The organism is Actinoplanes sp. NPDC051513 (assembly GCF_044454685.1).
Lineage (GTDB): Bacteria > Actinomycetota > Actinomycetes > Mycobacteriales > Micromonosporaceae > Actinoplanes.
Map to the genome: position 1 here is coordinate 15,321 of NZ_JBITDW010000003.1, position 25,704 is coordinate 41,024.

Annotated in this window: 26 protein-coding genes, 1 pseudogene and 1 riboswitch; of the genes and pseudogenes, 16 read left to right on the forward strand and 11 right to left on the reverse strand. The window is 71.5% G+C overall.

Going from position 1 to position 25,704, the window contains the following annotated elements; translation table 11 throughout:
• The first annotated feature begins 41 nt into the window (after window positions 1-41).
• Genes ACIA5D_RS09985 through ACIA5D_RS10000 form a run of 4 tightly spaced genes read left to right on the forward strand, consistent with a single transcriptional unit; the run spans window position 42 to window position 7,987 of the window.
• A complete protein-coding gene (locus tag ACIA5D_RS09985) occupies window positions 42-3,089 on the forward strand; it encodes a glycosyltransferase (RefSeq protein ID WP_396029521.1) in 3,048 nt (1,015 codons plus the stop codon).
• Window positions 3,086-5,119: a hypothetical protein gene (locus ACIA5D_RS09990; protein WP_396029522.1), complete on the forward strand. Its 2,034-nt coding sequence runs from the start codon at window positions 3,086-3,088 to the stop codon at window positions 5,117-5,119. The genes ACIA5D_RS09985 and ACIA5D_RS09990 overlap by 4 nt, the downstream gene beginning before the upstream one ends.
• Entirely contained in the window at window positions 5,119-6,783 is a 1,665-nt protein-coding gene (locus ACIA5D_RS09995; protein ID WP_396029523.1) for a lipopolysaccharide biosynthesis protein, read from the forward strand. The genes ACIA5D_RS09990 and ACIA5D_RS09995 overlap by 1 nt, the downstream gene beginning before the upstream one ends.
• Window positions 6,784-6,787: 4 nt before the next feature.
• Entirely contained in the window at window positions 6,788-7,987 is a 1,200-nt protein-coding gene (locus ACIA5D_RS10000; RefSeq protein WP_396029524.1) for an NAD(P)/FAD-dependent oxidoreductase, read from the forward strand.
• 1 nt (window position 7,988) lies between these two features.
• On the opposite strand, the gene ACIA5D_RS10005 is transcribed toward ACIA5D_RS10000, so the two are convergent.
• On the reverse strand, window positions 7,989-9,005 hold the full coding sequence (locus tag ACIA5D_RS10005) for an FAD-dependent monooxygenase (protein WP_396029525.1): 1,017 nt from the start codon (window positions 9,003-9,005) through the stop codon (window positions 7,989-7,991).
• Between the two features lie 55 nt (window positions 9,006-9,060).
• Here ACIA5D_RS10005 and ACIA5D_RS10010 point away from each other — a divergent pair, with 55 nt between their 5' ends.
• Window positions 9,061-9,618 (forward strand): TetR/AcrR family transcriptional regulator, encoded by a 558-nt coding sequence (locus ACIA5D_RS10010; protein ID WP_396029526.1) that lies wholly within the window; start codon window positions 9,061-9,063, stop codon window positions 9,616-9,618.
• A gap of 18 nt (window positions 9,619-9,636) precedes the next feature.
• Complete coding sequence (locus tag ACIA5D_RS10015) at window positions 9,637-10,416, forward strand: SAM-dependent methyltransferase (protein WP_396030336.1); 780 nt, start codon at window positions 9,637-9,639, stop codon at window positions 10,414-10,416.
• Here the strand turns inward: ACIA5D_RS10015 and ACIA5D_RS10020 are convergent.
• Both ACIA5D_RS10020 and ACIA5D_RS10025 read right to left on the reverse strand, forming a co-directional pair.
• Window positions 10,413-10,883: a hypothetical protein gene (locus ACIA5D_RS10020; RefSeq protein WP_396029527.1), complete on the reverse strand. Its 471-nt coding sequence runs from the start codon at window positions 10,881-10,883 to the stop codon at window positions 10,413-10,415. The two genes, ACIA5D_RS10015 and ACIA5D_RS10020, sit on opposite strands and share 4 nt — an antisense overlap.
• Before the next feature lie 49 nt (window positions 10,884-10,932).
• The gene (locus ACIA5D_RS10025; protein WP_396029528.1) at window positions 10,933-11,805 is read right to left on the reverse strand and encodes a MerR family transcriptional regulator; all 873 of its coding nucleotides are present in this window, start codon (window positions 11,803-11,805) and stop codon (window positions 10,933-10,935) included.
• Between the two features lie 91 nt (window positions 11,806-11,896).
• On the opposite strand from ACIA5D_RS10025, the gene ACIA5D_RS10030 reads away from it, so the two are divergent.
• From ACIA5D_RS10030 to ACIA5D_RS10045, 4 genes and pseudogenes are all read left to right on the forward strand, one after another.
• Window positions 11,897-12,148, forward strand: a complete 252-nt coding sequence (locus ACIA5D_RS10030; RefSeq protein ID WP_396029529.1) for a DUF378 domain-containing protein — start codon at window positions 11,897-11,899, stop codon at window positions 12,146-12,148.
• 31 nt (window positions 12,149-12,179) lie between these two features.
• Complete coding sequence (locus ACIA5D_RS10035; protein WP_396029530.1) at window positions 12,180-12,800, forward strand: fasciclin domain-containing protein; 621 nt, start codon at window positions 12,180-12,182, stop codon at window positions 12,798-12,800.
• A gap of 122 nt (window positions 12,801-12,922) precedes the next feature.
• Window positions 12,923-13,231 (forward strand): PadR family transcriptional regulator, encoded by a 309-nt coding sequence (locus tag ACIA5D_RS10040; RefSeq protein WP_396029531.1) that lies wholly within the window; start codon window positions 12,923-12,925, stop codon window positions 13,229-13,231.
• Window positions 13,186-13,432: pseudogene (locus ACIA5D_RS10045) on the forward strand (transposase); the annotation flags it as partial. The gene ACIA5D_RS10040 and the pseudogene ACIA5D_RS10045, both read left to right, overlap by 46 nt.
• Here ACIA5D_RS10045 and ACIA5D_RS10050 read toward each other — a convergent pair.
• Entirely contained in the window at window positions 13,357-13,632 is a 276-nt protein-coding gene (locus tag ACIA5D_RS10050) for a GGDEF domain-containing protein (RefSeq protein WP_396029532.1), read from the reverse strand. The pseudogene ACIA5D_RS10045 and the gene ACIA5D_RS10050 sit on opposite strands and share 76 nt — an antisense overlap.
• A 34-nt stretch (window positions 13,633-13,666) precedes the next feature.
• Window positions 13,667-15,157: a VTT domain-containing protein gene (locus ACIA5D_RS10055; RefSeq protein WP_396029533.1), complete on the reverse strand. Its 1,491-nt coding sequence runs from the start codon at window positions 15,155-15,157 to the stop codon at window positions 13,667-13,669.
• 77 nt (window positions 15,158-15,234) lie between these two features.
• Here ACIA5D_RS10055 and ACIA5D_RS10060 point away from each other — a divergent pair, with 77 nt between their 5' ends.
• Window positions 15,235-15,870 carry an SDR family oxidoreductase gene (locus tag ACIA5D_RS10060; RefSeq protein WP_396029534.1) on the forward strand — a complete coding sequence of 212 codons (636 nt, stop codon included), beginning with the start codon at window positions 15,235-15,237 and terminating at the stop codon, window positions 15,868-15,870.
• 14 nt (window positions 15,871-15,884) lie between these two features.
• Here the strand turns inward: ACIA5D_RS10060 and ACIA5D_RS10065 are convergent, their stop codons facing one another.
• Together ACIA5D_RS10065 and ACIA5D_RS10070 are read right to left on the reverse strand one after the other, a co-directional pair.
• Window positions 15,885-16,250 carry a hypothetical protein gene (locus tag ACIA5D_RS10065; protein ID WP_396029535.1) on the reverse strand — a complete coding sequence of 122 codons (366 nt, stop codon included), beginning with the start codon at window positions 16,248-16,250 and terminating at the stop codon, window positions 15,885-15,887.
• A gap of 49 nt (window positions 16,251-16,299) precedes the next feature.
• Complete coding sequence (locus tag ACIA5D_RS10070; RefSeq protein ID WP_396029536.1) at window positions 16,300-17,178, reverse strand: LysR family transcriptional regulator; 879 nt, start codon at window positions 17,176-17,178, stop codon at window positions 16,300-16,302.
• Window positions 17,179-17,248: 70 nt separating this feature from the next.
• Here ACIA5D_RS10070 and ACIA5D_RS10075 point away from each other — a divergent pair, with 70 nt between their 5' ends.
• Entirely contained in the window at window positions 17,249-17,614 is a 366-nt protein-coding gene (locus ACIA5D_RS10075) for a YybH family protein (protein WP_396029537.1), read from the forward strand.
• Window positions 17,615-17,754: 140 nt separating this feature from the next.
• On the opposite strand, the gene ACIA5D_RS10080 is transcribed toward ACIA5D_RS10075, so the two are convergent.
• A complete protein-coding gene (locus ACIA5D_RS10080) occupies window positions 17,755-18,402 on the reverse strand; it encodes a cysteine hydrolase family protein (protein ID WP_396029538.1) in 648 nt (215 codons plus the stop codon).
• Between the two features lie 90 nt (window positions 18,403-18,492).
• Window positions 18,493-19,176: a transglycosylase family protein gene (locus tag ACIA5D_RS10085; protein ID WP_396029539.1), complete on the reverse strand. Its 684-nt coding sequence runs from the start codon at window positions 19,174-19,176 to the stop codon at window positions 18,493-18,495.
• A 1-nt stretch (window position 19,177) separates the two neighbouring features.
• Window positions 19,178-19,357, reverse strand: a riboswitch (cyclic di-AMP (ydaO/yuaA leader).
• A gap of 204 nt (window positions 19,358-19,561) precedes the next feature.
• Between ACIA5D_RS10085 and ACIA5D_RS10090 the strand changes: the two genes are divergently transcribed.
• Window positions 19,562-20,800, forward strand: coding sequence for a saccharopine dehydrogenase family protein (locus ACIA5D_RS10090; RefSeq protein WP_396029540.1), 1,239 nt, complete (start codon window positions 19,562-19,564; stop codon window positions 20,798-20,800).
• Between the two features lie 15 nt (window positions 20,801-20,815).
• On the opposite strand, the gene ACIA5D_RS10095 is transcribed toward ACIA5D_RS10090, so the two are convergent.
• Window positions 20,816-21,451 carry a TetR/AcrR family transcriptional regulator gene (locus tag ACIA5D_RS10095; RefSeq protein ID WP_396029541.1) on the reverse strand — a complete coding sequence of 212 codons (636 nt, stop codon included), beginning with the start codon at window positions 21,449-21,451 and terminating at the stop codon, window positions 20,816-20,818.
• 120 nt (window positions 21,452-21,571) lie between these two features.
• Here ACIA5D_RS10095 and ACIA5D_RS10100 point away from each other — a divergent pair, with 120 nt between their 5' ends.
• The 3 genes from ACIA5D_RS10100 (at window position 21,572) to ACIA5D_RS10110 (ending at window position 24,160) form a co-directional block, all read left to right on the forward strand.
• Entirely contained in the window at window positions 21,572-22,180 is a 609-nt protein-coding gene (locus ACIA5D_RS10100; protein WP_396029542.1) for a GNAT family N-acetyltransferase, read from the forward strand.
• 47 nt (window positions 22,181-22,227) lie between these two features.
• Window positions 22,228-23,325: a DNA glycosylase AlkZ-like family protein gene (locus ACIA5D_RS10105; protein ID WP_396029543.1), complete on the forward strand. Its 1,098-nt coding sequence runs from the start codon at window positions 22,228-22,230 to the stop codon at window positions 23,323-23,325.
• 547 nt (window positions 23,326-23,872) lie between these two features.
• Window positions 23,873-24,160, forward strand: a complete 288-nt coding sequence (locus ACIA5D_RS10110) for a DUF3040 domain-containing protein (RefSeq protein ID WP_396029544.1) — start codon at window positions 23,873-23,875, stop codon at window positions 24,158-24,160.
• Window positions 24,161-24,432: 272 nt separating this feature from the next.
• Here the strand turns inward: ACIA5D_RS10110 and ACIA5D_RS10115 are convergent, their stop codons facing one another.
• Window positions 24,433-25,671 (reverse strand): glycosyltransferase, encoded by a 1,239-nt coding sequence (locus ACIA5D_RS10115; protein WP_396029545.1) that lies wholly within the window; start codon window positions 25,669-25,671, stop codon window positions 24,433-24,435.
• Window positions 25,672-25,704 lie beyond the last annotated feature (33 nt).

The following is a 25,704-nucleotide window of genomic DNA, read 5'->3' on the forward strand; positions in this document are numbered from 1 at the left end:
CGTCGGATCCTGATCGCACGAGCGATCGGGGAAAAAGGGCCGTGAACGCAACACCATTTCGCTTCAGCATCATTGTTCCCACCTATAACCGGCGGGACATCCTGCTGGACACCGTGGCGTCGGTAGCGGCGACCGTGCGCCCATGGCCGTGCGAGCTGATCGTCGTGGTCGACGGCTCCACCGACGGCACCGCCGAGGCGCTGGGCGAGTTGGTGCTGCCGCTGCCGATCAAGGTGCTGGACCTGCCCAACCGGGGCGCCGCCGCGGCCCGCAACGCCGGGGCCGCCGTCGCCCGCGGCCGGGTTCTGCTGTTCCTCGACGACGACATGATCGTCGAGCCGGATCTGATCATCGAGCACGACAAGACCCTGCTCGCCGGCGCGGACGCGGTGGTCGGGCACATCCAGATCGACGATCGATCGCCGGTGAACATCCTGACCCGCGGCGTGGAGCGGTGGGCGACCGAGCGGCGAGTCCGGCTCGACCTGTCCGGCGGCCGGCTCGGCGTCGAGGACTTCCTCACCGGGCAGCTCTCGGTGCGCACGGAATGGTTCACCAAGGTCGGCGGGTTCGACCGTGCCCTCACCGCGCACGGCACGTTCGGCGGCGAGGACACCGACCTCGTCTACCGGCTGCTGCAGGAGGGCGCGCGGGCCCGGTTCGCCCCGAACGCCGTCTCCTACCAGCGGTACGTGGTATCGGCCGAGCAGAACATCCGCCAGTGGGCGCAGGCCGGCCAGTCCGACGCGATGCTCTCGCGCAAGCACCCCGGCCTGGGCGCCGTGCTCAGCGCCGGGCACCGCGGCGACACCATCGACGGCCGCCTCGCCCAGGCGCTGTCGACGCTGCCGCAGGCGCCGGTCCGGGCGCTCAGCAGCCGGGTCGTCCGGCGGGTCAACCGCGGCCGGATGGACCTCGCGACCGAGTTCGTCTTCGCCAAGGTGCGCGACATCGCTTACTGGAACGGGGTGCGGACGCGCGGCGGGATCGTCCGCAACGCGCCCACCGGGGTGAGCATCCTCGCCTACCACGCGATCGAGGAGATCGACGATCCGCGGGTGGCGCGGTACAGCGTCGCGCCCGAGCGGTTCGCGGCGCAGATCTCGGCGCTGGTCGAGGCCGGCTACACCTTCATCGACGGCGACGACCTGCTGGAGCATCTGGAGGGGCGGCCGCTCAAGCCCCGCAGCGTCCTGCTGACCTTCGACGACGCGTACGAGAGCATGCTCACCCACGCCGCGCCGGTGCTCGAACGGCACGGCATCCCGGCGGTGGTCTGCGTCGTCAGCGACGAGATCGGCGGCTACAACGCGTGGGACGTCGCCCACGGCGCGGGCAAGCTGCCGCTGCTCACCGCCGAGCAGCTGGGCGAGATCAACGGCGGCGGGTGGGAGCTGGCCTCGCACAGCCGGCGCCACGACCACCTCACCGCGCTGCGCGACGCCGACCTGCGCGCCGACCTCACCGGCTCGCGGACCGCGGTGGCCGCGCTCGGGCACGGCGAGGCACGCTTCCTCGCGTACCCGTACGGCGAGCACGACCGCCGGGTCCGCGCCCGCACCCGCCGGGCCGGCTACGCGGCCGCGTTCGCGCTGGCCACGGCCCGCGCCCACCCCTTCCGCGGCAACCGGTACGCGCTGCCCCGGGTCGAGGTGCGCCGCGACACGACCCCCGTCGAGCTGTTGCACGCACTGGCCCACCCGGCCCGGCTCGACCCGCGCGACGTCGTGCGGCGCGAGCTGCTGGGCCTCGCGAGCGGCGTGCAGGCGTCCTTCCGGCGCGCCAGGATCCACCCGGGCGGGGAGAGCCCCGGGGTGACCGCCATCTGGTGCGGCGACTTCGACCTGGCCGGCGACGCGACGTCGTCGATGGTGCCGCCGCGCGACGAGACCATCATGCGGGTGCTCGTCCGGCTGCACGGCGAACCGCTCGGCTACGTGACCCTGCCGCGCACCGGCACCCCGCGCGACCTCGACGAGATCCGCGCCGCCGCCTGGCGTGAGCTCGGCGACCCGCTCGTGGCGCACCTCATCGAGGAGGGCGCCGCGATCCCCGAGGAGAACGAGCGGTACGGGTGGCGCCCCGCCGGGCAGACCCGGAACTGCCCCAACCACGTGGTCTCCGACGCGCTGGTCTCGGTCGTGGTCTGCACCCGGGACCGCAGCGAGTCGCTCCCCGACTGCCTCGACCGCCTCGCCGCGGTCACGTACCGGCCCGTCGAGTTCGTCATCGTCGACAACGCGCCCAGCGACGACGCCACCCGGGCAGTGGTCGAGCGGTACGCGGCGGCGGACGACCGGTTCCGCTACGTCCGCGAGCCGCGGCCCGGCCTGTCCTGCGCCCGCAACGCCGGGCTCGCCGCCGCCCGCGGCCCGTACCTGGCCTACACCGACGACGACGTGGCGGTCGACAGCGGCTGGATCCACGGGTTGATCCGCGGCTTCCAGCGGCGCGACGACGTGGCCTGCGTGACCGGCCTGGTCTGCACCGCGGCGATCAGCAACGGCGCGGAGGCGTACTTCGATGCGCGGCTCGCCTCCTGGTCGACCCGGTGCCGGCCGCAGTTCTTCGACATGTCGATGAGCGACCGGTACGGCGTGCTCTACCCGTTCTCGGCCGGCATCTTCGGCACCGGCGCGAGCTTCGCCTTCGACCGGGAGCGGCTGGTCCGCGCCGGCGGGTTCGACGAGGCGCTGGGCGCCGGCACGCCCACCCGCGGCGGCGAGGACCTCGACATCTTCGTGCGGATCCTGCTCGACGGCGGGGCGATCGCGTACGAGCCGGCCGCGGTCGTCTGGCACCACCACCGGGCCGACGACGAGTCGCTGCTCAAGCAGATGTACGGCTACGGCAGCGGCCTCACCGCGTACCTGACCAAGCTTCTGCTCGACCCGTCGACCCGCGCCCAGCTACTCAGGCGGGTACCCGCCGGCCTCCTGAAGATCGCCCAGATCCGTACCCGGACCAACGAGCGGCTCGGCGACACCGTGGCCGCGCCGCAGGGGGCGATGCGCCGCGAGTTCACCGGCTTCCTCGCCGGCCCCCTGCTCTACCTGCGCGCCCGGCGCGCCTTGGAAAGACCGAGGTGACAGCCGTCCGCGACCGGCCGGGGGCGCGTACGGGCACGTATCGCGCCGGGTCGGGCACTGCTCGGGCCCGGCTGGTCATCTCGGCGCTGAGCCTGTTCGCGTTCGCCCTCGGCCTGGTGGGCTTCCTCCTCGGCCTGCACGGTCCCCGGGTCGTCGGCTTCGTCGCGTACTTCCTGTTCGGCGTCGGCGCCGCGCCGTGGGCGCTGTTCCCGCGCCTCGAGCTGCCGCTCCGGCTGGCGCTGAGCATCGGCGCCGCGTTCGCCACGCTGGTGATCGTCTCGACGGCGATGCTCGAGACCGGCCTGTGGCAGACCTTCGTCGCCACCGCCCTGGTCTGCGCCGTCACCGTGCCGCTGCACATCGCCGGCCTGCTCCGGGTCCGCCTCGAGCGCCTGTCACCGCCGGCGCTCGGCCCGGGTGAGCTCGCCGGCGGAACCGGCGCGCTGATCTGCCTGATCTCGGCGCTCGCCCACCGGCACACCGACCCAGGCCTGTGGGGGTTCCTGGTCCGGATCGGGCCGCTGTGGTACATCGGGCTCGGGCTGATCGTACTGTCGCTGGCGATCGGCCGGTCGCGCGCGATCGGGGTGCTCGCGCTGGTGCTGGTGCTGACCGGCACCCCGGCGATCGTCTACGACATGCCGCGGATCCAGTCCGCCGCCAAGCACGTCGAGCTGGTCGAGCAGATCCGGCACCAGCATCTCCTGCAGTCGAGTGTGGACGTCTACAACGGCTGGCCGGGCTTCTTCTCGGCGATGGCCTGGACCTCCGACGCGGCCGGCATCCGCGACTCGATCCACCTGGCGACGGCGTGGCAGCTGCTGATCGGCCTGTACGGCGTCGTCGCCGCCCGCTGGCTCGCCGGCCAGGTGATCCGGGACCGCGGGCTGGTCTGGACGGCCGTCGTGTTCTGCGTGCTGCCCAACACGATCGGGCAGGACTACTTCTCGCCGCAGTCGGTGGGATACGTCCTCGGCGTCCTGATCTTCGGCTTCGCGCTCTCCGACCTGCCGCTGCGCCACAAGGTTCCGGCGATGGCCGTCACGGGCGTGACGATCGCGATCACGCATCAGCTCAGCCCGTACATCGTCGGCGGCGCGCTCTGCCTGCTGGTCGTGCTGCGCCGGCTTCGGCCGTGGTGGCTGCCGGCCACCGTGCTCGGCACCGCCGCGCTCTGGGCGCTCGTCAACTGGAAAGACCTCAACGGGTTCGTCAGCCTCAGCGACCTGGGCAGCTCGGGCAACCTGACCACGCCGACACCCACCACCTCCAGCGGCCTGAGCCGGCTGCCGGTCTTCCTCGCCACCGAGGCGGCCCTCGTGCTGAGCCTGCTGATCCTGAGCGCGCTGGCCCTGGTCGTGGTGTGGCGGGAACGTCGCAGTTTGAGCACCTGGGCGCTGGTCGCCTGTCCAGGCGCGGGCCTGGCGATCGTCGTCGCTCACCCGTACGGAAAAGAAGGTCTTTATCGTGCGGTGTTGTTCGCGATTCCGTGGCTGGCCGTGCTCGCCGCCCAGACCCTTCCGAGGATCGCCCAGCTCGCCGTCGTCACGGTGCTCACCGCCAACTTCCTGGTCGGCACGTTCGCCCTGGACGCCTCGAACGTCATGCGCCAGGGCGACCGCGACGCCTTCCAGGTGTTCGCGAAGACGCCGACCGAGGGCGCCGTCAACTACTGCCTGATCATCGGGCCCGGCGACGTGCCGAGCGGGCCGATCACCGGGCCGCTCACGCACCTCTCCGTCTACCGCGGCGACGTCGACACCACCGACGGTTTCACGATCGCCACCACGCCCAACTCCGGCATGGTCGACACGCTGACCGGGGCGCTCATCGACTACTCGGGCTCCAACGATCCGACCGACCGCCTGTTCGCCTTCTGGTCGCCGACGTCCTCCTACTACGGCTGGGAGTACGGCCTGCACACGCCGGCCCGCTTCGCGGCGCTGCGGGACGACTTCAGCAACTCGCCGCTCTGGAAGGTCGTCTACTCCGAGGGCGGCTCGGTGCTCTTCGAATACACGGGCGCGTGATGACTCACCAGAAGGGTCACGTCGCCCAGTTGTTCGGGCGCGACTCGCTCTACATGCTGATGTGGGCCGTGCAGATCATCTGCGCCGCGCTGCTCACCCCGATCACCACCCGCGTGCTCGGCCTGTCCGAGTTCGGCACGATCACCTCGGCGAACGCGGTCATGCAGGTGCTGTTCGTCTTCGCCGGACTCGGCCTGCAGACCGCCGTGCAGCGGGAGTACTCCACCTTCGGGAACCCGCGCGGCGCGCATCAGCTGATCCTCGCCTCGCTGCTGATCACCATCGGCATCTCGGCTCTGGCCTGGTTCACCGTGCCGCTCTGGGCCGGTGCGCTCGAGATGGGCGACGATCGGACCGCGCTGCGCTGGGCGGTGCTGTGGGCCGGGTCGTCGGCGATGACCACGATCTCCCTCGGCCTGCTGCGCAGCCTCGACAAGCTGCTCATGTTCAGCGCGGTCAGCTTCCTGCAGTCGGTGGTGGCCGAGGCGCTCGCCCTGGGCCTGGTGAAGTACTACAAGCCGACCGCCGAGGTCTTCCTCGGCGGGCAGGTCGTCGCCCAGTTCGTGGCGGCGTTCCTCGGCCTCGTGGTGGCGCCGCCGGCCCTGCTGCTCTGGCGGGACCGGCACGTGCTCGACCGGTCGCTGCGGTTCGCCCTTCCGCTGGTGCCGGCCGCGCTGAGCACGTTCGTGCTGTCCGTCTCCGACCGGCTCATCGTCGAGGCGCAGATGGGCAGCGAGGCGGTGGCGCGCTACCAGGTCGCCTACAACGTGGCGTCGATGCCGATGCTGCTGCTGTCGGTGCTGAACTCGGCCTGGATGCCGCGGTTCTTCGGCATCGCCGACGAGTCGGAGCGGCGCAACGTGCTGGCTTCGAGCCGGGACGCGCTGTACCGGCTGATGCTTCCGGTGGTGGTCGGGTTCGCCTGCGGCGCGCCCCTGGTGCTCCGGGTCTGGGCGCCGAGCTCCTACCACCCTTCGCAGCTGCATTTCGTCGTGTGCCTCGTCCTGATAACCGCGATTCCGTACGCGGGTCAGCTCGCCGTCACGCGGACGCTGATGGCCGACGGCCGGACGGGGGCCTCGGCGGCCGTCACCCTGCTCGCCGCGGTCCTCAACGTCGGGCTCAACCTGGCGCTCGTGCCGCGGTTCGGGCTCGAGGGGTGCGCTTTCGCGACCCTTGCCGCGTACGTGTCTCTCTACGTCGCCCTTGAAGTGATCGGCCGCGCCGCGAAGGTGCCGCCGTCGCCGCGAAGTCTCCGGCTCCAGCTCGCGGGGGCCGCCGTGCTGGCCCTCGCCTCGGCCTGGGTGACCGAGAACGCGCTGACCCTCACCCTGCGCGCGGCCGCCGGAGCCGGCACGCTTCTCTGGTTCGTCCGGGTTCTGCGCACGATCGGCAGCGAGAACCGCGAGACGGAAGAACGCACCCAGCCCGTCCCCGCCGAGATCCTCTGGGTGGGCGCGACCATCGAGATGTCCGCGATCATCCCCGACCGGCGGGTGGGCGAACGGCGCCGGTCGGGGCCGCACGCGGAACCCCGGCCGGACGAGCGCCGGTTCGACGATCGCCGCCTGACCGGCAAGCACTGGCAGGACGACACGGTGGTGATGCATCCACCGCCCGAATGGCCCCCGAGGCGCGAAGACCGCTCCGAGGGGCCAAGATAGGTCCATGACGTATGTCGTGGTGGGCGGCGGCCTGGCCGGCGCCAAGGCAGTGGAAACCCTGCGCGACGAGGGCTTCGAAGGCCCCGTCACGCTCATCGGGACGGAAACCGAGATTCCGTACGAGCGGCCGCCGCTCTCCAAGGGCCTGCTGCTCGGCACCGATTCGGTGGACAGCACCTACGTCCACCCGGCGGAGTGGTACCCGGAGCACGATGTCACGCTGCGCGGCGGGACGACGGTGACCTCCATCGATCGGGCGGCCAAACTCCTGCGGCTCGACGGCGGCGACGAGGTCGCGTACGAGAAGCTCCTGCTCGCCACCGGCTCGACGCCCCGGCCGCTCCCGGTGCCCGGCGGCCGGCGCGCGCTGCTGCTCCGCACGCTCGGCGACTCGCACCGGATCTCCGAGGCAGTCACCGGCAGCAGCCGGGTCGTGGTCGTCGGCGCCGGCTGGATCGGCCTCGAGGTCGCCGCGGCCGCGCGCAGCCGGGGGGCGACCGTCGACGTCGTCGAGGTAGCCCGCCTCCCGTTGCTGAACGTGCTCGGCCCGGAGATCGCCGCGGCCTTCGCCGCCCTGCACCGGGCCAACGGCGTCACCCTGCACCTGGGCGCCCAGGTCGAGGCCGTCGACGCCGACACCGTACGCCTTGCCGACGGCACGACGCTCGTCGCCGACGTGGTGATCGCCGGTATCGGCGTGGCGCCGAACGCCGGGCTCGCCGCCGACGCTGGCCTGGCCGTCGACAACGGCGTGCTGGTCGATCGCAGGCTGGCCACCAGCGACCCCGACATCTTCGCGGCCGGCGACATCGCCAACGTCGACCACCCGTTCCTGAAGCACCGCGTCCGCGTCGAGCACTGGGCGACCGCTCTCAATACCGGCCCGGTCGCGGCGAAGGCGATGCTGGGCCAGGACGTCTCCTACGACAAGCTGCCGTACTTCTACACCGATCAGTTCGACCTCGGCATGGAGTACACCGGCTGGGTGGCGCCCGGCGCGAAGACCGAGGTGGTCGTCCGCGGCGATCTCGCGACCCGCGAGTTCATCGCGTTCTGGCTGATCGACGGCAAGGTCGCGGCCGGCATGAACGTCAACGTCTGGGACGTGACCGACCCGATCGAGGCGCTGATCCGCTCGGAACGCGAGATCGACCGTGCCCGGCTCGCCGACTCCGGCGTCGCCCTGCCCGACCTGCTGGGCTGATCTACAGCGCGATCCTGAGCGCGGCGTTGCGCAACGCCACGCCGCGCCGCTGCCGCGTCGCCCAGCCGGCGACGGCGGCCATCCGGGCCAGTCGCTGGGTGGTGCGGCGACGGTCCCGGTCGTACCCGGCCGGGCCGTGCCGCCCAAGGCTGACCGCGTCGATGATCGCCTCGCAGGCGCCGCGACCCAGGTCGGGCGCCATCGCGTGCGCGGCGTCGCCGATCAGCACCACGTCGCCGGACACATAGGACGGCAGACGCGGCGTCACAAAGATGTCGTGGCGCAGGATGCCCTCCTCGCGGAGATCGCCGAGCACGCGCGCGACCGCGGGATCGCGCCAGCCACCGAAGATCTCGCGCAGCGCGGCGAGCTCGGCGCCCGGGCGGAAGCTGCCCTCGGGAAGCCCGGCCGATGCGAACCAGTTGGTGCGGCCGCCGTCCTGCGGGGTGACACCGAACTTGACGCCCGCGCCCCAGATCTCGGCGAACGTGTCGGTGGGGAAGTCGAGGACGCCGCGCCAGGCGGTGCTGCCCGCATAGCGCGCCCGGTAGCGATCGCCGAACAGTTCCTCGCGGGTGCGGCTGAACACGCCGTCGGCCGCCACCACCAGGTCGAAGCCCTTCCGCATCGGCTCGAGATCGTCGACCGGCTCGCCGAACCGCAGCTCGCCGGCCTCGGCGGCCGCCTCGCGCAGGATCGTGAGCAGCGCCGGCCGGGAGATCAGGTGGATCCGGTCGCCGAGGCGGCGCTCCATCCGGTCCATGGCCACGATGCGGCCGCCGTCGGGCCGGCGCAGCTCGCCGGCGCGCTGGGAAACGCCCTGCCCCCGCACGCGGTCGCCGACCCCGAGCGCGTCCAGAGCCTTCAGGGCGGCCGGCCACATGCCGAGCGCGGTGCCGACGGCCGGCGTGGTCGTCTGTCGTTCGTGGACGGTGACCCGCCAGCCGTTCTGATGCAGGGCGATCGCGGCCGAGAGGCCGCCGATGCCGCCACCGATGATTCCCGCCGTCTTCGTCATGCCCGCGACGCTACTACAGATGTAGTTTCGAGACTACTCCTGTAGTGTTGCCGACATGCCATCCCGTCAGGAGCAGCTGCTCGACGCCGCCATCGCTGTCCTCGGCAGCCAGGGGAGTCGTCAGCTCACCCACCGCGCGGTCGACGCGGCCGCCGGGGTCCCCGCCGGGTCGGCCTCCAACTACTTCAAGACCCGCGAGGCGCTGGTCAACGCGATGATCGTGCGGTTCGCCGAGCGCGAGCGGGCGGCATGGGAAGGGCTCGCCGGGATGATCACGCCCCAGAGCCCGCAGGAGCTTTCGGCGGTCCTGGCGGCATACGTGCGACGGGCCGTCGGGGCCGACCGGGTGATGACCATCGCCCGCTACAGCGTGTTCATCGAGGCGGCGCTGCGGCCGGAGGCTCGCGAGCAGCTCACCGAATCGGCCCGCGAGATCCGCCGGTGGGGTGCCGACTGGCTGCGCTCGATCGGCGCCCCCAACCCCGGCCTGGCGTGCGAGCTGCTCCTCGACGCGGTGGACGGGCTGATCCTGCACCACCTGGCCTACCCCGACCTGGCCGGCGACCTCGAGGCCCGGCTGGAGGCCATGGTGCGCGGAAATCTTGGGGCTTAGAGTGCAGGCGTGGATCGGATGAACACCTCGGTGGCGCACCCGGCTCGCCGGTACAACTACTGGCTGGGCGGCAAGGATCATTTCGCGGCCGACCGGGAGTCCGGCGATCTGCTGGCCAAGGCGTTTCCTACCGCGCGCGTAGCCGCCCTCGAAAATCGCGAGTTCCTGCGGCGTACCGTGAAATTTCTGGCCGACAGCGGCATCCGGCAATTTCTCGACATCGGCACGGGGCTGCCGGTTCCCGACAACACGCACGAGATCGCGCAGCGGGTCGCGCCCGAGTCCCGGGTGCTCTATGTGGACAACGATCCGATCGTGATGACGCATTCGCGCGCGCTGACCATCGGAACCCCCGAAGGGCGCACGGGCTACGTCGAGGCCGACCTGCGTTCGCCGGAGGCCATCCTCGATCACGCCGAGTTGCGGTCGGTGCTCGATCTGACCGAGCCGGTGGCCCTGCTGCTGGTCGCGGTCCTGCATTTCCTCCACGACGACGCGCAGGCAATCACGGTGGTGCGACGGCTGCTCGACGCCCTGCCCTCGGGCAGCTATCTGGTCGCGAGCAACCTGACGCTCGACTTCGCGCCGCCGGAGCAGGTGGCGAAGCACGAGGAACTGCTGGCGTCGGGCCGCACCGACGCCCGCGCCCGCGACAAATCGGAATTTGCCCGGTTCTTCGACACGCTCGAGCTCGTCGAGCCGGGAATCGTGGCGGCCAGCGATTGGCGCCCCGCCCACGACGAGCGGCCGACCGCGCAAGACGTCGCCATCTACGGTGCGGTCGGCCGGAAGCCTTAGACCCTGGTACGAGCAACGGTGACTAGCCAGCAGCTCGACCGAAGGCCCAACCCTGTCTGTATACCTTGTCGCCGGGATCGCCGTGTCCGCCACCCCGGCCGCCCTCGCCGATCACCTGCCCACCGCCCGGCGCCGGCATGATCTGTCCGATACCAGCGACGCCGAGTGGGCGATCCTCGCCCCGCACGTGCCTGCCGGGACCGGCCGCGGACGCCCGAGATCGAGTACTCGACCCAGCGGAAGATGGTGCGGTGCCGGCGCAGCCCAGAGACGTAGCGCGAGAAGAACGTCGGTGAAGCGACGACGAGATGTGCCAGGGCCGACAGCGCCAGAAACGTCGCGACACCCCACCCGACCCGTATCTCGAAGAGGGTCGTCGGCTGGATTGGGGGTGGGCCCGGGGTCCGCAGTCCCGGCGCGCTCCGGAGGAGCGAGGCACCTCCGCCAGGGTCCCGCGGAGGTGACAACTGGCGGCGGACGTACCCGCTGGCCCGGTGACCGGGCAGCGTGGTTCGGTTATCGCGCCCTGACGTTTTGCGCGGCGGTGACCGGGTCTCCGGTGAGCAGCCGGGCGCCGACCGTGTCGGCGAGTTCGCTGGTCGCGCCTGGTCCGGCGAGGGCGAGCGGCGCTGTACCGGCCAATCGGGTCAGCTGCGCGGTGAGCGGGGCGAGGCGTTCAGGCCGGGTTGCGGATACCACAACGAGGTCGGGATGGGTCGCCGCGGCGAGCCGGACAAGGTCGTCGACCGGGGTGCTGGCGCCGAGGTAGCCGATCCGCCAGCCATGGCGGTTGAGGACCACGCCGAACGCGAGCAGCGCGATGTCGTGCTGCTCGTCGGGCGCGCAGGCGAGCACCGCCTGGGGGCCCTGGCCGTGTCCCCAGCCGCGCCCGAGGCCGGCCAGCCGGCCCCGGATCACGTTGCTGGCGAAGTGCTCCTGCGCGACGCTCGCCGCCCCATTTTTCCAGCGCTCGCCCAGCTCGTGCAGGTACGGCAGGAGGACGTCGCGCAGGACGGTCTCCACCGTCAGCGTGCCGAACAGTCGGTCGAGGGCGGCCTGCGCGGCCGGCTCGTCGTACCCGTCCAGCGCTCGGGCCAGCGTCGCCGCCTCCGCCGCGAGCCCGGAGGTCGGCCCGACCGGTGCGACCGGTTGGGAGCGTTCCTCGTTGACCGCGGCCCGGGCCGCCTCGGCCGCCGAGAGACCGTCGGAGAGGAATGCCTGCATGCGGCGGATCCGCTGCAGATCGGTTTCGGAGTACAGCCGGAAGCCACCGGCCGAGCGGACCGGCCGTAGCACCCCGTACCGGCGCTCCCAAGCGCGCAGCACGTGCTCGCTGACGCCCAGCCGGCGGCTGAGCTCACCGATCCGGAGCAGGGGCGGCTCGATCATGCCAACACTATACGACCCCTAGACGCACCCTTGACAAGCTGCTCGGCATCAATCACAGTCTAGACAAAACCTAGACGGAGGTAAGACAGAGATGAAAAAGCTGGATGTACTCGCCGCGGTGCTCGTGATCGTCGGCGCGCTCAACTGGGGACTGGTCGCGATCGCGAGCTTCGACCTCGTCGCGGCCGTCTTCGGGCTCGACTTCGGGCAGACCAACCCGGTGACCCGGATCGTCTACGGCCTCGTCGGGCTGTCCGCGGTCTATCTGGTCACGCAGGTGCGCGCCCTGCCGCGGCGCTGGGCGGTCCGGTCGCCCGTCACCGCCCATGCCCTGGTCCACTGACCGATCCGTCCGACCTGGAAGGACAAAGACCATGCCCTCTCCCCGCGCCAATCGTGGCCTCGCCATCGCCGCTGTGGCCGCCCTCGTCGCGCTCGCCGGGTGCAGCTCCGCCGGCTCCGACACGACCAGCGCCGGCGCGACCGCCGCACCGGCCAGCTCCGCACCCCCGGCCGCGCCGGCGCAGGCCGCCCCGTTCGGCCCGGCCTGCGCCGGTCTGCCGTCGGTCGGCCCGGGAAGCCCCGCCGAGCTCGCCAAACAGCCGGTAGCCAGCGCCGCCGCGCAGACGCCGGCGCTGTCCACTCTGGTCACCGCGGTGACCAAGGCGGGCCTGGTGGACACCCTGAACAACGCCCAGAACATCTCCGTCTTCGCGCCTGTCAACGACGCATTCGCGAAGGTACCGCAAGCCACCCTCAACCAGGTGCTGGCCGACCAGCAGGCGCTGACGAACATCCTCAAATACCACGTCGTCGGGCAGCGCCCGACCAACCTCGACTCGGCCAGCGTGACCACGTTGCAGGGCGGCGAAATCAAGACGGCGAAGTCCAGCGGGACCTACACCGCCAACGACGCCACCATCCTCTGCGGCAACATCCAGACCGCCAACGCGACCGTGTACCTCATCGACACGGTACTGATGCCGACGAGCTGACCCCCGCTACGAGGCCTGGCCGGCAGGCACCCGCCCGCCGGCCAGGCGCGTGGCCGAGATCGGTGACAGCGGTCGCCGAATCGCAAGATCGTCTAGTTTGAGGGGTACGCATGGCGCCGAGGATGACCGAGCAGATGCGGACAGTGCTGCGTGTGCTGCTCGACGTTCACCGTGCCGATCCGAATCGGGAGATCTATGGCCTGCAGCTGTGTGAAGAACTCGGTCTGGGATTCAGCACCGTTTACCGCATCCTTGGCCGGCTGCACGATGAGTCCGGCTGGGTCGACCGGCGTGACGAAAATGTTGGAAGCCAACGTATCCGCAGGGCCCCGCGTGTCTACTTTCGGCTGAATGATGAGGGAGCGCGTTGCGCTCGCCAGGCTTTGGCAGGTCACCGCGAAGCCGACCAGTACGGCAGCCGCCGTACATGAGGTGGCCCGGGATCTTGGCCCGCATCCACGACAGTCTGCGCGAACTCCCAGTCGTTGCGCGGCGCCGAGACCGTCGCACGCCCGGACCGCGGCTACGACGCGGGCAAGAAGATCAACGGCAAACGTCATATCGCCGTCGACACCTGCGGACTGCTGCTCGCGGTGCTGGTCACCGGCGCCGGCGTGCAGGACCGCGACGGCGCCTGCCCGCTGCTCTGGGCACTGCCCGCCTCCACCCGGTTGCGGCCGGCCCGCTTCGCCGCGTAGAGCCGCCGGTCGGCCAGCGTCATGACCTCCGGCAGCTCGTCGCCTTCGGCGACATTCGCGACGCCCAGGCTGATGGTCACGCTGAGGCCTTTCTCGATCTGTTCCCGTGGGTACGCCGCCACGTGCGCCCGCATGCCGTGCCTCCTGGTTATCCGCGGTGCGGATCACCTATCGCGCGGCCGGCACGCTACTTGAGTTCTCAACGAACTCGGCTTGCCGGACCGCGGCCCGGGGCCCCGACCAGATCGCGGCGGTGAGCGCCGCCCACGCCGCGCCGATCAGCACGGCCGCGACAGTCTCGCTCGTGCGGCTCCACCCGAGGTAGACCCACGATCCCGCGAACACGACCACGTAGATCGCCGCCGCCGTCCAGACCGTGACCCGCCATTTCCAGGGCAGCCGCCCCGTGAGCATCCAGGCCAGCAGGCCGACCGCCCCGGCGAGCTGCGCGGTGTGCCCGGCGGCCATGGTCGCCATCGGGCCGGCGAGGTCGAACGGGATGTAACCGCCGAACTCGCTCGACGCCGGGAACACGACCGAGCTGGGCTCCCGCCAGCTCTCCCAGGCCGGCGGCGTGGTCAGGGCGAAGGCCGCGGCCAGCACGACGATCGGCAGCACCGGGCCGACCGCGGTGATCAGCCCTTCCCGCTCGCCGAGCCACCGCCGGAACAACCACCGACCCAGGGAGACAACCGCGGCGACACCGAACAGCAACGCCGGGTCGCCGAAGGTCGCGGTGTCGAGCGCGAAGAGGTAGCCGTCCGAGGTCCATTGGGACCGGGCCCAGTTGGTGATCGCGGCGTCCGCGTCGGCCAGCCCGCTGAAGCGCACCACGACCGGCACGACCAGCACGAGCAGCGCGGCGAGCCCGAAGAGCAGGCCGGCGCCCAGCCCGAGCTCCACCGCCGGGCCGGCGTCCCGCCCGCGCCCCAGCCAGCGCCCCAGCTGCCCGCGCCCCAGCCCCAGCCGTGGCCCCAGCCGCTCGGGCTTGTGCCCGAGCCGCAGGCGCGCCGGCCATCGCCGCCGGGCGAAGGTGGTGGCGAGCGAGTAGAAGGGCCGCGGGTGGCGCCCCAGCCAGCGGCCGAGCAGCACGAGCGCGACGACCAGGGCGGCGAGCACGGCCACGGCGCCACCGGCGCGGCCGGCCCGCGCCACGAGCAGGTCGTAGGAGGCGCCGGCCAGGTAGCTGGCGCCGACCATCCACAATGCCCAGAGCGCCGCGGCCGGCGTGTGCCACAGGGCGAACCGCCGGTACGGCACCCCGTTCACCGCGGCCAGCCGCGGGATCAGCGTGCGCGCCCCCACGATCCACTGACCCAGGAAGACGGCCCGGCCGCCGTGCCTCGCGAACAGCCGCTCGGCCCGGTCCCACTGCTTCTTGCCCACCCGCCGCCCGAGCTTGCCGGTCCGCAGCCGGGGCCCGCGCCGCCGCCCCGAATGGAAGGCGGCCGTCCCGCCGAGGATCCCCGCCGCGACCCCCACGACCAGGGCCGGCACGATCGGCACCGTCCCCGCGTTGGCGAGCAGCCCGAGGGCGATCAGCGCGGTCGCGGCCGGCAACACCAGACCCGCGATGATCGCCGACTCCGCCGCGACGAGCACGCCCACGACGGCGTACACCAGGATCGGCGGCAGGCTGCCGAGCAGGTCGTTGAGCACACTGGTGACGCTATGCAGCCGATTCGCGACCCTCAATCGGTGATCGCCCTTAGGGCTTTCAGGAGTATGACTGAGGCATGGACATTCTCGTTGCCGGCGGCCACGGCCAGGTCGCCCTCCGCCTGTTGAAGCTGCTCGCCGCCGAGGGCCACACCGCGAGAGGCCTGATCCGTACGCCTTCGCAGGCCGGCGACCTGCGGGCGGTCGGGGCTGTCCCGGTCGTCGGCGACCTGGAGAACGACCCGTCGCTCGCGCCCTACGTGAAGGGCGCCGACGCCGTCGTCTTCGCCGCAGGCGCCGGGCCGGGAAGCGGCGCCGCCCGCAAGCGCACGGTCGACCTGGGCGGCGCGATCAAGCTCGCCGACGCGGCGATGGCCGAGTCCGTCTCCCGCTACGTGATGGTCTCGTCGATCGGCGCCGAGAATCCATCGGCCGGCGGCGCCATGCAGCCCTACCTCGAGGCAAAGGCAGAAGCTGACGCGTACGTCGTGGCGAGCGGCCTCGACCACACGATCGTCCGCCCGGGGCACCTCACCGACGACCCGGGCACCGGCCTGGTCAAGGCCACCCGCACGCTGGGCAACCGGGGGCCGATCCCGCGTGACGACGTGGCCGCGGTGCTGGCCGCCTGCCTGTGGACCCCCGCCACGATCGGCGTCACCTTCGAGCTCTTCGCGGGCGAGACCCCCATCGCCGAGGCCTTGAACCTCTAGGCCCGCCCGGCGCTCTACGCTTCGGGAAGGTGGGCGGCCAGCGCGCGGGCCTCGTTGCGCAGCTGTTCCGCGCGGTCCGCGTACCCGGCCTGCTCGTACTCCCCGGCCGCGGTCTCCCGCTCCTCCACCTCGTCCCGCACGATCCGCTCGACGTCGGCCTCCGTCAGCGCCCGCCGGGCGACCTCGGTCGTTCCCACGCCCACCGCGATGTGCTCGATCGCGAGGCTCGTGCCCGTCGCCTCCTCGGCCGGCACGATCGCCTCGGCGTTGTCGATCGCCGCCAGGGTGGCGCGCAGCGCGGCCGTCGCCGCCCGGTCCCGCGACTTCATGGCAGCCGGCAGCGCCGCACGAAGCCGCTGCCGCAGGGAGATCTCCGTCATGACCGCGACGCTATAGCCCGGAAACTCATTTCGCTCAGCCCGACGCTGTTCAGCCTTCGCCGAACTCCCGGCGAAGGTGCGGCAGCAGCGCGGCCAGCGCCGTGCTCGTCCGCGGGCGCCACACCAGCGCGAGCAGCGCCGGGATCGTCACTCCGGTGATCGGCACGGCTACGAGGTCCGCGTGCGCCTTCCCCATCGACTCGCTCAGCACCGCGATTCCGAGGCCGCGCGCCGCCATGTCGGCGACCGCCGCCGGCGCCGACGCGACCAGCACCACGTCCGGGATCAAGCTCGCGGACACACACGCCTCATCGAAAGCGGCGCGGATACCGGTCCCCTCGGGCAAGGTGACGAGAGCGTGCGCCACCAGCTCGGTCAGCGGCAGCCCTGGCTCACCCGCCTGCGGATGATCGGGCGGGACCAGCGCCACGAGGCCCTCGCTGGCGATCACCTGGGCGGACAGGTGCTCCGGCGGCGCGCCGGCCACGCCGACGAGGGCGATGTCGGCCAGCCCGGTCCGCACCGAGTTGACGAGCCGGCGGGAGTCGTTCTCGAGCAGCTCGAGCTCGATCGCCGGGTGCTCGCGGTGGAACGCGGCCAGCGCGGCGAACAGGGGAGTGATCTCGCAGCCGGTCACCATGCCGATCGTGAGATGGCCGCGGACGAGGCCCTTCACCTCGTCGATCGCCTCGCGCAGCTCGGAGGCGGCGTTCAGCGCCGTCCGGGCGTACTGGAGAGCCACCTTGCCCGCCTCGGTGAGTCGCGCGACCCGTCCCGACCGGTCGAAGAGCTCGGCGCCCAGCTCGGTCTCCAGCGCCTTGACCTGGGCGCTCACCCCCGACTGGCTGATGTGCACGCGCTGGGCGGCACGGGTGAAGCCGGCCTCTTCGGCCACCGCCACGAAGTACGCGAGCTGCCGCAGTTCCATAACCACAGATTCTAGTTCGCATAAAAACTATGCGTTGGACTTCTGTTCCCCGCCCGACGAGGCTGGAGTCATGACCGAACGCGAGAAGGCTCGTAAGCCAGAAGACCTGACCCGCCTGTTCGTCGAGCGCGCCAATGAGAAAGACGCGGAGGGTCTCGCCCTGCTCTACGAGGAAGACGCGGTGATGGCCTATCCGCCCGGCCGGCAGACCGTGGGCCGCGCCGCGATCCAGAAACTGTGGGAAGAGGCGCTCCCGCACATGCCGGCCTTCGAGCCCGAGCAGCCGCTGCCGACGCTGATCAGCGGAGACCTGGCGCTGACCGCGACCCCGCCCAAGGATGGCGCCGGCGCCCGCGCGCAGGTGGTGCGCCGGCAGCCCGACGGCACGTGGCTCCGCGTCCTCGACCAGCCCGAGTTCGTCACGCCGGGGCGTTGACGCGGCCGCCCGCTCGGCTTCGACGTGGCCACCCCGCTCGGCTTCGACGTGGCCACCCCGCTCGGCTTCGACGTGGCCGCCCGCTCGGCCTCGCGCGGCAGCGAGCCCCGTGGACGGCGCACCAAGAGGTCGAGGCGGCGTCAGACCGTCGGCGTGATGGCTTCGGCGGTGGTGCGGAGCACGGTGCCGAGGCCGGCGACCTCGCGGAAACCTTGGTCGCTGGCTTGCGACACGGCGTCGGTGACCAGCACGACGCGGTAATCGCGCTCGTGGGCCTCGATGATGTTGGCGCGCGGGCAGTTGGGCAGGTTGCAGCCGGCGAAGACGAGGGTGTCGACGCTGTGCGCGGCGAGGAGCTCCTCGAGCCGCGTGCGATAGAAGGCGCCCCAGCGCGGTTTGTAGAGCGCGTATTCGCCGGGGCCGAGCAGCTGCGGCTCGCCGCGCAGAAGGGCCTCGTCGTCGAGGTTGTCGTCGAGGTCGCCGGCCGGCGCCAGGCCCGGCGCAAGCAATCGGCCGGGCGTGCCGGGCCGGGCGAATTCGGCGCCGCCCTGCACGAGGGTGCGCCGCACGCGGTCGACGTCCTGGCCGTCGGCCGGATAGAGGCGGACAACGTGGACGATCGGCCGTCCGGTCGCCCGGAACGTCTCGGTGAGCTTCGTGAGGTTGGGGAGGATCTCGGTGGTGCCGGCCAGCCCGAACGGGCCATCGGAAAGGAAGTCGCGCTGCATGTCGATGGTGATCAGCGCCGAGCGGTCCCAGTGCGGCTCGAGATGCGGGTCGGTGGCCATGCCGCCACTGTGGCACAACCGCCACTTCGTCGCCGGTGGGGCGCGGCCCGGCCGCCCTGGGGGATGAGCGGCCGGGTCGCTACGAGTGGATCAGAGTGCGATCCGCTGACCGGGGAAGATCAGGTTGGGGTTGCTGATGGTGTTGCCGTTCAGCTGGTAGAGGGTGTGCCAGCCGCCCTTGACGTGGTTGCGCGTGGCGATGGCCGACAGCGTGTCGCCGGAGCGGACGACGTAGGTCTTGCCGGTGGCCTTCGCGGTCGTGGTGCGGGTGACCTTGTGCGACGACGTCGTGGGCTTCTTGGTGGCCTTCTTGGTGGCCTTGTGCGTGGTCGACTTCGACTTGTGGGCCGACTTCGACGACGACTTGGAGCCGCTCGTGTTCGAGCCCTTGTAGTGCTTCGACGAGCCGGCCTTCTTGCCGCACACCGGCCACGCGCCGATGCCCTGGCCGTCCAGCACCTTCTCGGCGATGCGGATCTGCTCCGCCTTGCTCGCCTTGTTCGCGGTGCTGGCGTACTTCGTGCCGCCGTAGGCCTTCCACGTGCCGCGGGTGAACTGCAGCCCGCCGTAGAAGCCGTTGCCGGTGTTGATGCTCCAGTTGCCGCCCGACTCGCACTGCGCGATCGCGTCCCAGTTCACACTGGACGCCTGCGCGGGGGAAGCGGGGCCGAGCAGGGCGGCCGTGCCCGCCACGCCGACGGCCGTGAGGCCCAGCGCGAAACGGGCGTGCTTGCGCGCCCGCGGCGTGCGGGCATGCTTGCGGATCTGTGCCATGACAGAGAACCCTCCACGCCTACGAGGTCAGCTGTCGGGTTCGGGCTGAGGTGCCCGGCCGCCATCCTGCGGCTTCACCCCGAGGCGCGCGCATCGCGCGCCGAGGAACGTTTGGGTCCCCCGCTCCCTGCCACGGGTTAATGTCCGGCGGGCGGTGGCAGGGACTCGGCGTTCCACCCGCGGTGCCCGCATCGCGGGACCGGCCGACGGTAACCACGGGTCCGCGAATTCACCCAAGCTCAGCCCGGGAAAGGTGACGTTGTTCTCAGCTATTGCCCTATTTGATCTTGCTTTATGTCGAGAATGACCGATTGGTAACGCTCTGGCATTACCGATCGGTAACTTGTCCGGCCGCCGCCGGAAACCTGGTGGAGAATCTGCTGCCATGAGCGACCACCCCCGCGATCACGACATCGTCGTCTATGGCGCCTCCGGTTTCGTCGGAGCGCTGGTGGCGCAGTACCTGGCCGAGCACGCGCCGGCCGGCACGCGGGTCGCCCTGGCCGGCCGCTCCGAGGCCAGGATCGCCGAGGTCAAGCAGCGTCTCGGCGTCGACTGGCCGGTCCTGGTGGCCGACGCCACCGACGTGCCTGCCCTCGAGCGGTTGGCCGCCGCGACCCGGGTCGTCGTCACCACCGTCGGGCCATATGCGAGATACGGCAAAGCGCTCGTGCGGGCCTGCGCCGCCGCCGGCACCGACTACGTCGACCTCACCGGTGAGGTGTTGTTCGCCCGGGCGAGCATCGACGACAACCACGAGCTCGCCCGCTCGACCGGCGCCCGCATAGTGCACTCCTGCGGCTTCGACTCGATCCCGTCCGACATCGGCGTGCATGTGCTCGACCAGCAGGTCAAGGCCGACGGCGCCGGCGAGCTCACCGACACCACGCTGGTCGTCACCAGCCTGCGCGGCGGGATCAGCGGCGGCACGATCGACTCGATGCGGCACCAGCTCGACGTGGTCAAGAACGACGGCAAGCTGCGCCGGGTCGCCGCCAGCCCCTACTCGCTGAGCCCCGACCGCGCCGCCGAGCCCGATCTCGGCCGGCAGGACGACACCGCCATCGTGTCCGGTCCCGCCGTGCACCCCCGGTTGCGCGGCACGCTCGCGCCGTTCTTCATGGCCTCCTACAACACCCGGGTGGTGCGCCGCAGCAACGCCCTGCGCGGCTGGGAGTACGGCCGGGCGTTCCGCTACCGCGAGACGATGAGCGTCGGCGCCTCCCCGCTCTCCCCGGTGATCGCCCACGGCACCCGGCTCGGCCTCGGCGCGCTGATGGTCGGCCTGTCGCTACCGCCGACCCGCTTCCTCCTCGACAAGATCCTGCCCAAGCCGGGCGAAGGCCCGAGTGCGGAGGCCCGGGAGAACGGCCACTTCACGATGGACCTGTTCGCCACCACGACGTCCGGCGCCCGCTACGCGGCGCGGTTCCGGGCCAAGGGCGACCCCGGCTATGCGGCCACCGCGGTCATGCTCGGCGAGTCAGCCCTCGCCCTCGCCCACGATCGCGACGCCCTGCCTCCGTCCGAGGGCGGCGTCCTCACCCCGGCCACGGCATTGGGCGACGCCCTGGTCACCCGCCTGCGCGCCGCCGGCATGGAGATCGCCGCCCGCAAGAGCTGAGGGGCGCTGCGACGGTCAGCTTTCCAAGCGAGCCAGCACGGCTGTGCAGAAATCGGTCAAATGGTCGGCCAGGGCGTCGACGTCGTCGGTCATGCCGCGCGACAGCCAGTCGATGATGACCTCGCTCAGCCCCGCGACCAGGGCGAGCAGCAATCGCTCGTACCGGATCTCGGTGGTGGGGCGACCACCCGCCCGCCGCAACATGCCCGCCAGGAACTGCGCGTCCTCGCGGAGCACGCCCCGCCGCCGCGTCTCCATGCGCGGCGCGTTGATGTAGATGACCTGCGCCCGCTCGGGATTGGTCTGAAGCATGCCCAGCAAGCGGCGCACCGCCGGCCGCAGCATCTCCTCGAGACTGCCCGGCGCCTCGGGAGCAGCCTCGGAGACTCCGGCGAGTAGCCATGCGTTCTGCTGCCGGTGCAGCGCCCGTACCAGATCTTCCCGATCGACGAAATGTTCGTAGAAATATCTTTTCGAGACCCGGACGCCGGTGCAGACCGCCGCGACCGTGACGTCGTCGTAGTCGTGCGTGCCGAACAGATGCAGCGCCGACGCGAGGATCCGGTCGCGTCGATCCGTCGCGCGCTCCTCACGGGACCGCCCGCCGTAATTCTCGCCCCGCCGCGTCACCAACGCAGTGTGCTCGTCCACGAGATCAAAGTAGGCCTAGGCCTCCGCGCCACGCAGCACACCTCGGTCATCGTCGATCGATCGCGGGGTGGCAACATGACGGACTGGCTTGAACCGGGTTCATTCGGGCAGGATCAAGTCGTGGCCGCCAGCCGTCTTCCTTTCCCGATCACGTTGACGGGGGACGGCCTTGTCCTGCGCGAGTGGCGGTCCGACGATCTCGTCGATCTGATCGACCTCCTCGACGACCCCGGCATCGCCCGCTGGACGCCGATGCCCTCGCCCTTCGACATGGAGGCCGGCGTCGCCTACCTCAAACGCGCCCACCACGGCCGCACCAGCGGTCAGCGCATCCAGCTCGCGATCACCGAGCGCGGTGGCCGTCCCCTCGGCGAGGTCCTGCTCTTCGGCATCGACGCCGGCCTCAAAGAGGCCGAACTGGGCTATCTGGTGGGCGCGCGCCATCGTCGCCTCGGGCTCGCGTCGGGCTCATTGTCACTGCTTTCCGCGTACGCCGGAAGCACCCTGAAACTGAGTCGCCTGCTGCTGCGGATCGACCCCGCGAACACGGCGAGCACCGCGGTGGCCCGTCGCTGCGGCTACACCCTGACCGGCGACGCCCCGATCCTCCAGGTCGGCCCGCACGGCCCGAGCAGCCTCGACACCTGGGAGATGATGACCGGCCATCCCGGCAGCCGTCTTGATCGACTGAAAAATGTCGCAGCCCGGCGGTACGGTCGTCGCACCTGAACAAAGGCGCCCCGCTAGGGGCGCTCCCGAGAATCCGGGAGGCTGCCATGGTCAACGTCGACCGTGCACAGGTGATGGCCTACCGAGTGGCCGCCCTGGGCCTGGCCGAGCGCTCCGGTCGGCGCCCCGCCGACCTGCCGCTGCTCGATCTCGGCGTGCAGGAATACAGCCCTGGCTCCCAGCAGGTCGCCCTGGCCGCCCGCACCACGGCCGATCCGGCCGACGAGCGGCTGATCACCGTCTGGGCCGCCCGCGGCGCGCCCCACCTGCATCGTCGAGCCGACCTGCCCACCCTGGTCAAACAGTTGTGGCCGGTCAGCGACGCCGACGCCACGTCGCGCATCCAGAGCGGCCAGATCCGCGAGGGCATGCGGCTCGGCATCGCCGCGTTCACCAAGACCGCCGCCGCGTTCCGCGAGGTGGTGCACGATTCGATGCCGCGTGGCGAGGTGAGCACCCAGGTCAGCAAGCGGGTGCCGCGCGAGCTCACCTACTACTGCCGCAGCTGCGGCGCCCAGCACATCGCCGGCAACGTCTGGCAACACTCCGGCCTGCCCGGCGGCATCGAGGTCGAGTCCCGCGGCCGCGACGCCACCCTGGCCCCGATCCCCGACGCCCCACCCCAGCCCACCGAAAACGAGGGCATCGGCGATCTGATCACCACGTACCTGCGCTTCCTGGGCCCAGCAACCCCCGCCGAGCTGGGCAAATATCTGGGCAGCACCACCGCCGAGATGAAGCGGGTCTGGCCCACCACGGGCTTGGCCGAGGTCAAGGTCGACGGCCGCAAGGCGTGGCTCCCCGAGTCCGCGGCCGACGATCTGTCCAAGGCCGAGCAGCCCGAGGGCGTGCGCCTGCTCCCCGGAATGGACCCGCTGCTCCAGGCAAGAGACCGCGACCTGCTGGTCCCCGACCGCCCACAACAGAAAGAGGTGTGGCGCATCCTCGGCAACCCCGGCGTCCTCCTGCTCGACGGCGAGATCCTAGGCGTCTGGCGGGCCAAGATGGCGGGCCGCAAGCGGGTCGACCTGACCGTCACCTCGTTCGTCCCCCTCCCCGCCACCCGCCGCAAACAGATCGAGACCGAGGCGGCCGCGGTCGCCCGGGCCAGGGGCGTCCCCGAGGCCACCGTCGCCTTCGACTGATCGACGCGCGCACTCCCACGTGCCGCCCGCGACGCTCGCTGTCCGCAGTGCACGCCGTCCCCGCGCCCGTGTCCCCGCGCCCGTGTCCCCGCGCCCGCGCCCCGCGCCCGCGCCCCGCGCCCGCGCCCCGCGCCCGCGCCCCGCGCCCGCGCCCCGCGCCCGTGTCCCCGCGCCCGCGCCCCGCGCCCGCGCCCCGCGCCCGCGCCCGTGTCCCCGCGCCCGCGCCCGTGTCCGCGACCCTGCGCCTTCCGCGCCCGCGGTCCCGAGCCTGCTGCCCTGCCGGTGCCGTCGCTGTGCGTGCCATCCCGGGGAACCCTCGGGCGGTTCGGCGTGCCTTCTCCGCGCGAGTCGTCCCGGGCGGGCCATCCCAGGGCCATCGCTGGGCGTGGCGCGTGAAGGTTCACCATTCGCGGGCGTAAGTCGGGCAGTTGGCGGGAACTGGCATCTCCGGAGGTATCACGAAGGCAACGCGCGAGTAACAATGAGATAGATCGAGATGGCTCTTGCTCGATCGCGGGCAGGCGCGGTGCCGACCGGAGGTGACGACATGCTGAGCAGGGAAGACAGCCGTCGGCTGGCAGAGTTGGAACGGCAGCTGAGGCGCGAGGACCCTGAGTTCTGCGCCCGCATGAGCGGCGGACCGGTCGCCCGCCCGGCGGCCCGCCGAGGCGCGACCCTGTCCCTGGTCCTCACCGCGATCGTCATCTGGACGGCCGCCATCATCCTCGCGGTGCTCGGCTGGTGGATAGCCGCCGTGATCGCCGCCCTGTGCGCCACCACCGTGGCGTCCACATTGACCTTCCGCCTGCTCCGCCGCCGCCCCGACCCCACCTGACCACGTTCGCCCTAACGCCCGGCCGGTTCCGAGCGTCGAGAGATTCGCCCCAACGCCTGGCCGGCTCGGAGCGTCGAGAGATTCGCCCCAACGCCTGGCCGGTTCTGAGCGTCGAGAGATTCGCCCCAACGCCCGGCTGGCTCTGAGCGTCGAGAGAGTAGCGATCGACGTAAGAAAGGCGGCGCCGAATGGGAATTCGGCGCCGCCTCTCGGTGGGCTGAGTTGTGCCGGGGATTTCCCGCGAAGCGCCCCCGCATCGCGGGCAGCACTCGTCAAGCCCGGGCTTGGCCGGCTCTGCGGGAGCGGAAGACCCAGATGCGCAGCATCAGGAAACGGACCGCGGTCGCCAGCAGGTTGGCCAGGATCAGGACCACCAGCTCCACGTGCTTGGCGGGACTGGTGCCGATGCCGTCCAGGACGGCCAGCGAACCGCTGGTCAGGGCCAGGCCTATGCCGAAGACGATCAGGCCCTGGGCCTGGTGGCGGACGGCGCCGTCGTTGCCGCGGACGCCGAAGGTGACGCGGCGGTTCGCGGCGGTGTTGGCGATCGCGGTGACCAGCAACGCCGCCAGGTTGGCCCACTGCGGGCTCACGGCGGTGCGCAGGAGCGCGTACAGAATCAAGTAGGCCAGCGTGCTCGCGACGCCGACGGCGGCGAAGCGGATCAGCTGGCCGGTCAGGCCGGCGGGGACGCCGGCCACCGGCAGGGGGTTGCGACCGAGCTGTTCGCGCAGGGTGGCCAGCGGCAGGCGGCCCGAGCCGAGGGCGCGCAGCAGGCGCGCGATTCCTTTGAGGTCGGCGACGGCGGTCGACACGATGTCCACCCGGCTGTCGGGGTCGTCCACCCAGTCGACCGGCACCTCGTGGATGCGCAGGCCGGCCCGCTCGGCCAGCACCAGCATCTCGGTGTCGAAGAACCAGCCGGTGTCCTCGACCATCGGCAGCAGTCGCTCCGCCACGTCCGCGCGGATCGCCTTGAAACCGCACTGTGCATCCGAGAAGCGGGCCGAGAGGGTGCCGCGCAGGATCAGGTTGTAGCTGCGGGAGATGAACTCGCGCTTCGCGCCGCGGACCACCCGGGAGCCGCGGGCCAGGCGGGAGCCGATCGCCAGGTCGGAGTGGCCCGAGATCAGCGGTGCGACCAGGGGGAGCAGGGCGCCGAGGTCGGTGGAGAGATCCACGTCCATGTACGCGAGGACGGCGGCGTCGGAGTGGGTCCAGACGTGCTTGAGGGCGCGGCCCCGGCCCTTCTCGCTCAGGTGCACCGACGCGATGCCGGGCAGCTCCTCGGTGATCCGGCGGGCCACGTCGGCCGTGGAGTCGGTGCTCGCATTGTCGGCGATGGTGATCCGGAACCGATAGGGGAAATGCGCCGACAGGTACGCGTGCAGGCGCTTTACGCACGGCTCGAGGTCGATCTCCTCGTTGTGGACGGGGACGACCACATCGAGCACCGGAGCGTCGATCCGGGACGGGTCGGCGGCGTGCGATGGCAGCGTCTCAAGGCTCATGCCGTCAAAGTTCGGCCACACAACTGGGGGATA

Excerpts from the sequence above, each read along its gene's own strand:
- ACIA5D_RS09995 (WP_396029523.1), top strand. The coding sequence starts at position 5,119 with ATGACTCACCAGAAGGGTCACGTCGCCCAGTTGTTCGGGCGCGACTCG.
- ACIA5D_RS10000 (WP_396029524.1), top strand. The coding sequence starts at position 6,788 with ATGACGTATGTCGTGGTGGGCGGCGGCCTGGCCGGCGCCAAGGCAGTG.
- ACIA5D_RS10005 (WP_396029525.1), bottom strand. The coding sequence starts at position 9,005 with ATGACGAAGACGGCGGGAATCATCGGTGGCGGCATCGGCGGCCTCTCG.
- ACIA5D_RS10010 (WP_396029526.1), top strand. The coding sequence starts at position 9,061 with ATGCCATCCCGTCAGGAGCAGCTGCTCGACGCCGCCATCGCTGTCCTC.
- ACIA5D_RS10015 (WP_396030336.1), top strand. The coding sequence starts at position 9,637 with ATGAACACCTCGGTGGCGCACCCGGCTCGCCGGTACAACTACTGGCTG.
- ACIA5D_RS10025 (WP_396029528.1), bottom strand. The coding sequence starts at position 11,805 with ATGATCGAGCCGCCCCTGCTCCGGATCGGTGAGCTCAGCCGCCGGCTG.
- ACIA5D_RS10030 (WP_396029529.1), top strand. The coding sequence starts at position 11,897 with ATGAAAAAGCTGGATGTACTCGCCGCGGTGCTCGTGATCGTCGGCGCG.
- ACIA5D_RS10035 (WP_396029530.1), top strand. The coding sequence starts at position 12,180 with ATGCCCTCTCCCCGCGCCAATCGTGGCCTCGCCATCGCCGCTGTGGCC.
- ACIA5D_RS10040 (WP_396029531.1), top strand. The coding sequence starts at position 12,923 with ATGACCGAGCAGATGCGGACAGTGCTGCGTGTGCTGCTCGACGTTCAC.
- ACIA5D_RS10050 (WP_396029532.1), bottom strand. The coding sequence starts at position 13,632 with ATGCGGGCGCACGTGGCGGCGTACCCACGGGAACAGATCGAGAAAGGC.
- ACIA5D_RS10060 (WP_396029534.1), top strand. The coding sequence starts at position 15,235 with ATGGACATTCTCGTTGCCGGCGGCCACGGCCAGGTCGCCCTCCGCCTG.
- ACIA5D_RS10065 (WP_396029535.1), bottom strand. The coding sequence starts at position 16,250 with ATGACGGAGATCTCCCTGCGGCAGCGGCTTCGTGCGGCGCTGCCGGCT.
- ACIA5D_RS10070 (WP_396029536.1), bottom strand. The coding sequence starts at position 17,178 with ATGGAACTGCGGCAGCTCGCGTACTTCGTGGCGGTGGCCGAAGAGGCC.
- ACIA5D_RS10075 (WP_396029537.1), top strand. The coding sequence starts at position 17,249 with ATGACCGAACGCGAGAAGGCTCGTAAGCCAGAAGACCTGACCCGCCTG.
- ACIA5D_RS10080 (WP_396029538.1), bottom strand. The coding sequence starts at position 18,402 with ATGGCCACCGACCCGCATCTCGAGCCGCACTGGGACCGCTCGGCGCTG.
- ACIA5D_RS10085 (WP_396029539.1), bottom strand. The coding sequence starts at position 19,176 with ATGGCACAGATCCGCAAGCATGCCCGCACGCCGCGGGCGCGCAAGCAC.
- ACIA5D_RS10090 (WP_396029540.1), top strand. The coding sequence starts at position 19,562 with ATGAGCGACCACCCCCGCGATCACGACATCGTCGTCTATGGCGCCTCC.
- ACIA5D_RS10105 (WP_396029543.1), top strand. The coding sequence starts at position 22,228 with ATGGTCAACGTCGACCGTGCACAGGTGATGGCCTACCGAGTGGCCGCC.
- ACIA5D_RS10110 (WP_396029544.1), top strand. The coding sequence starts at position 23,873 with ATGCTGAGCAGGGAAGACAGCCGTCGGCTGGCAGAGTTGGAACGGCAG.
- ACIA5D_RS10115 (WP_396029545.1), bottom strand. The coding sequence starts at position 25,671 with ATGAGCCTTGAGACGCTGCCATCGCACGCCGCCGACCCGTCCCGGATC.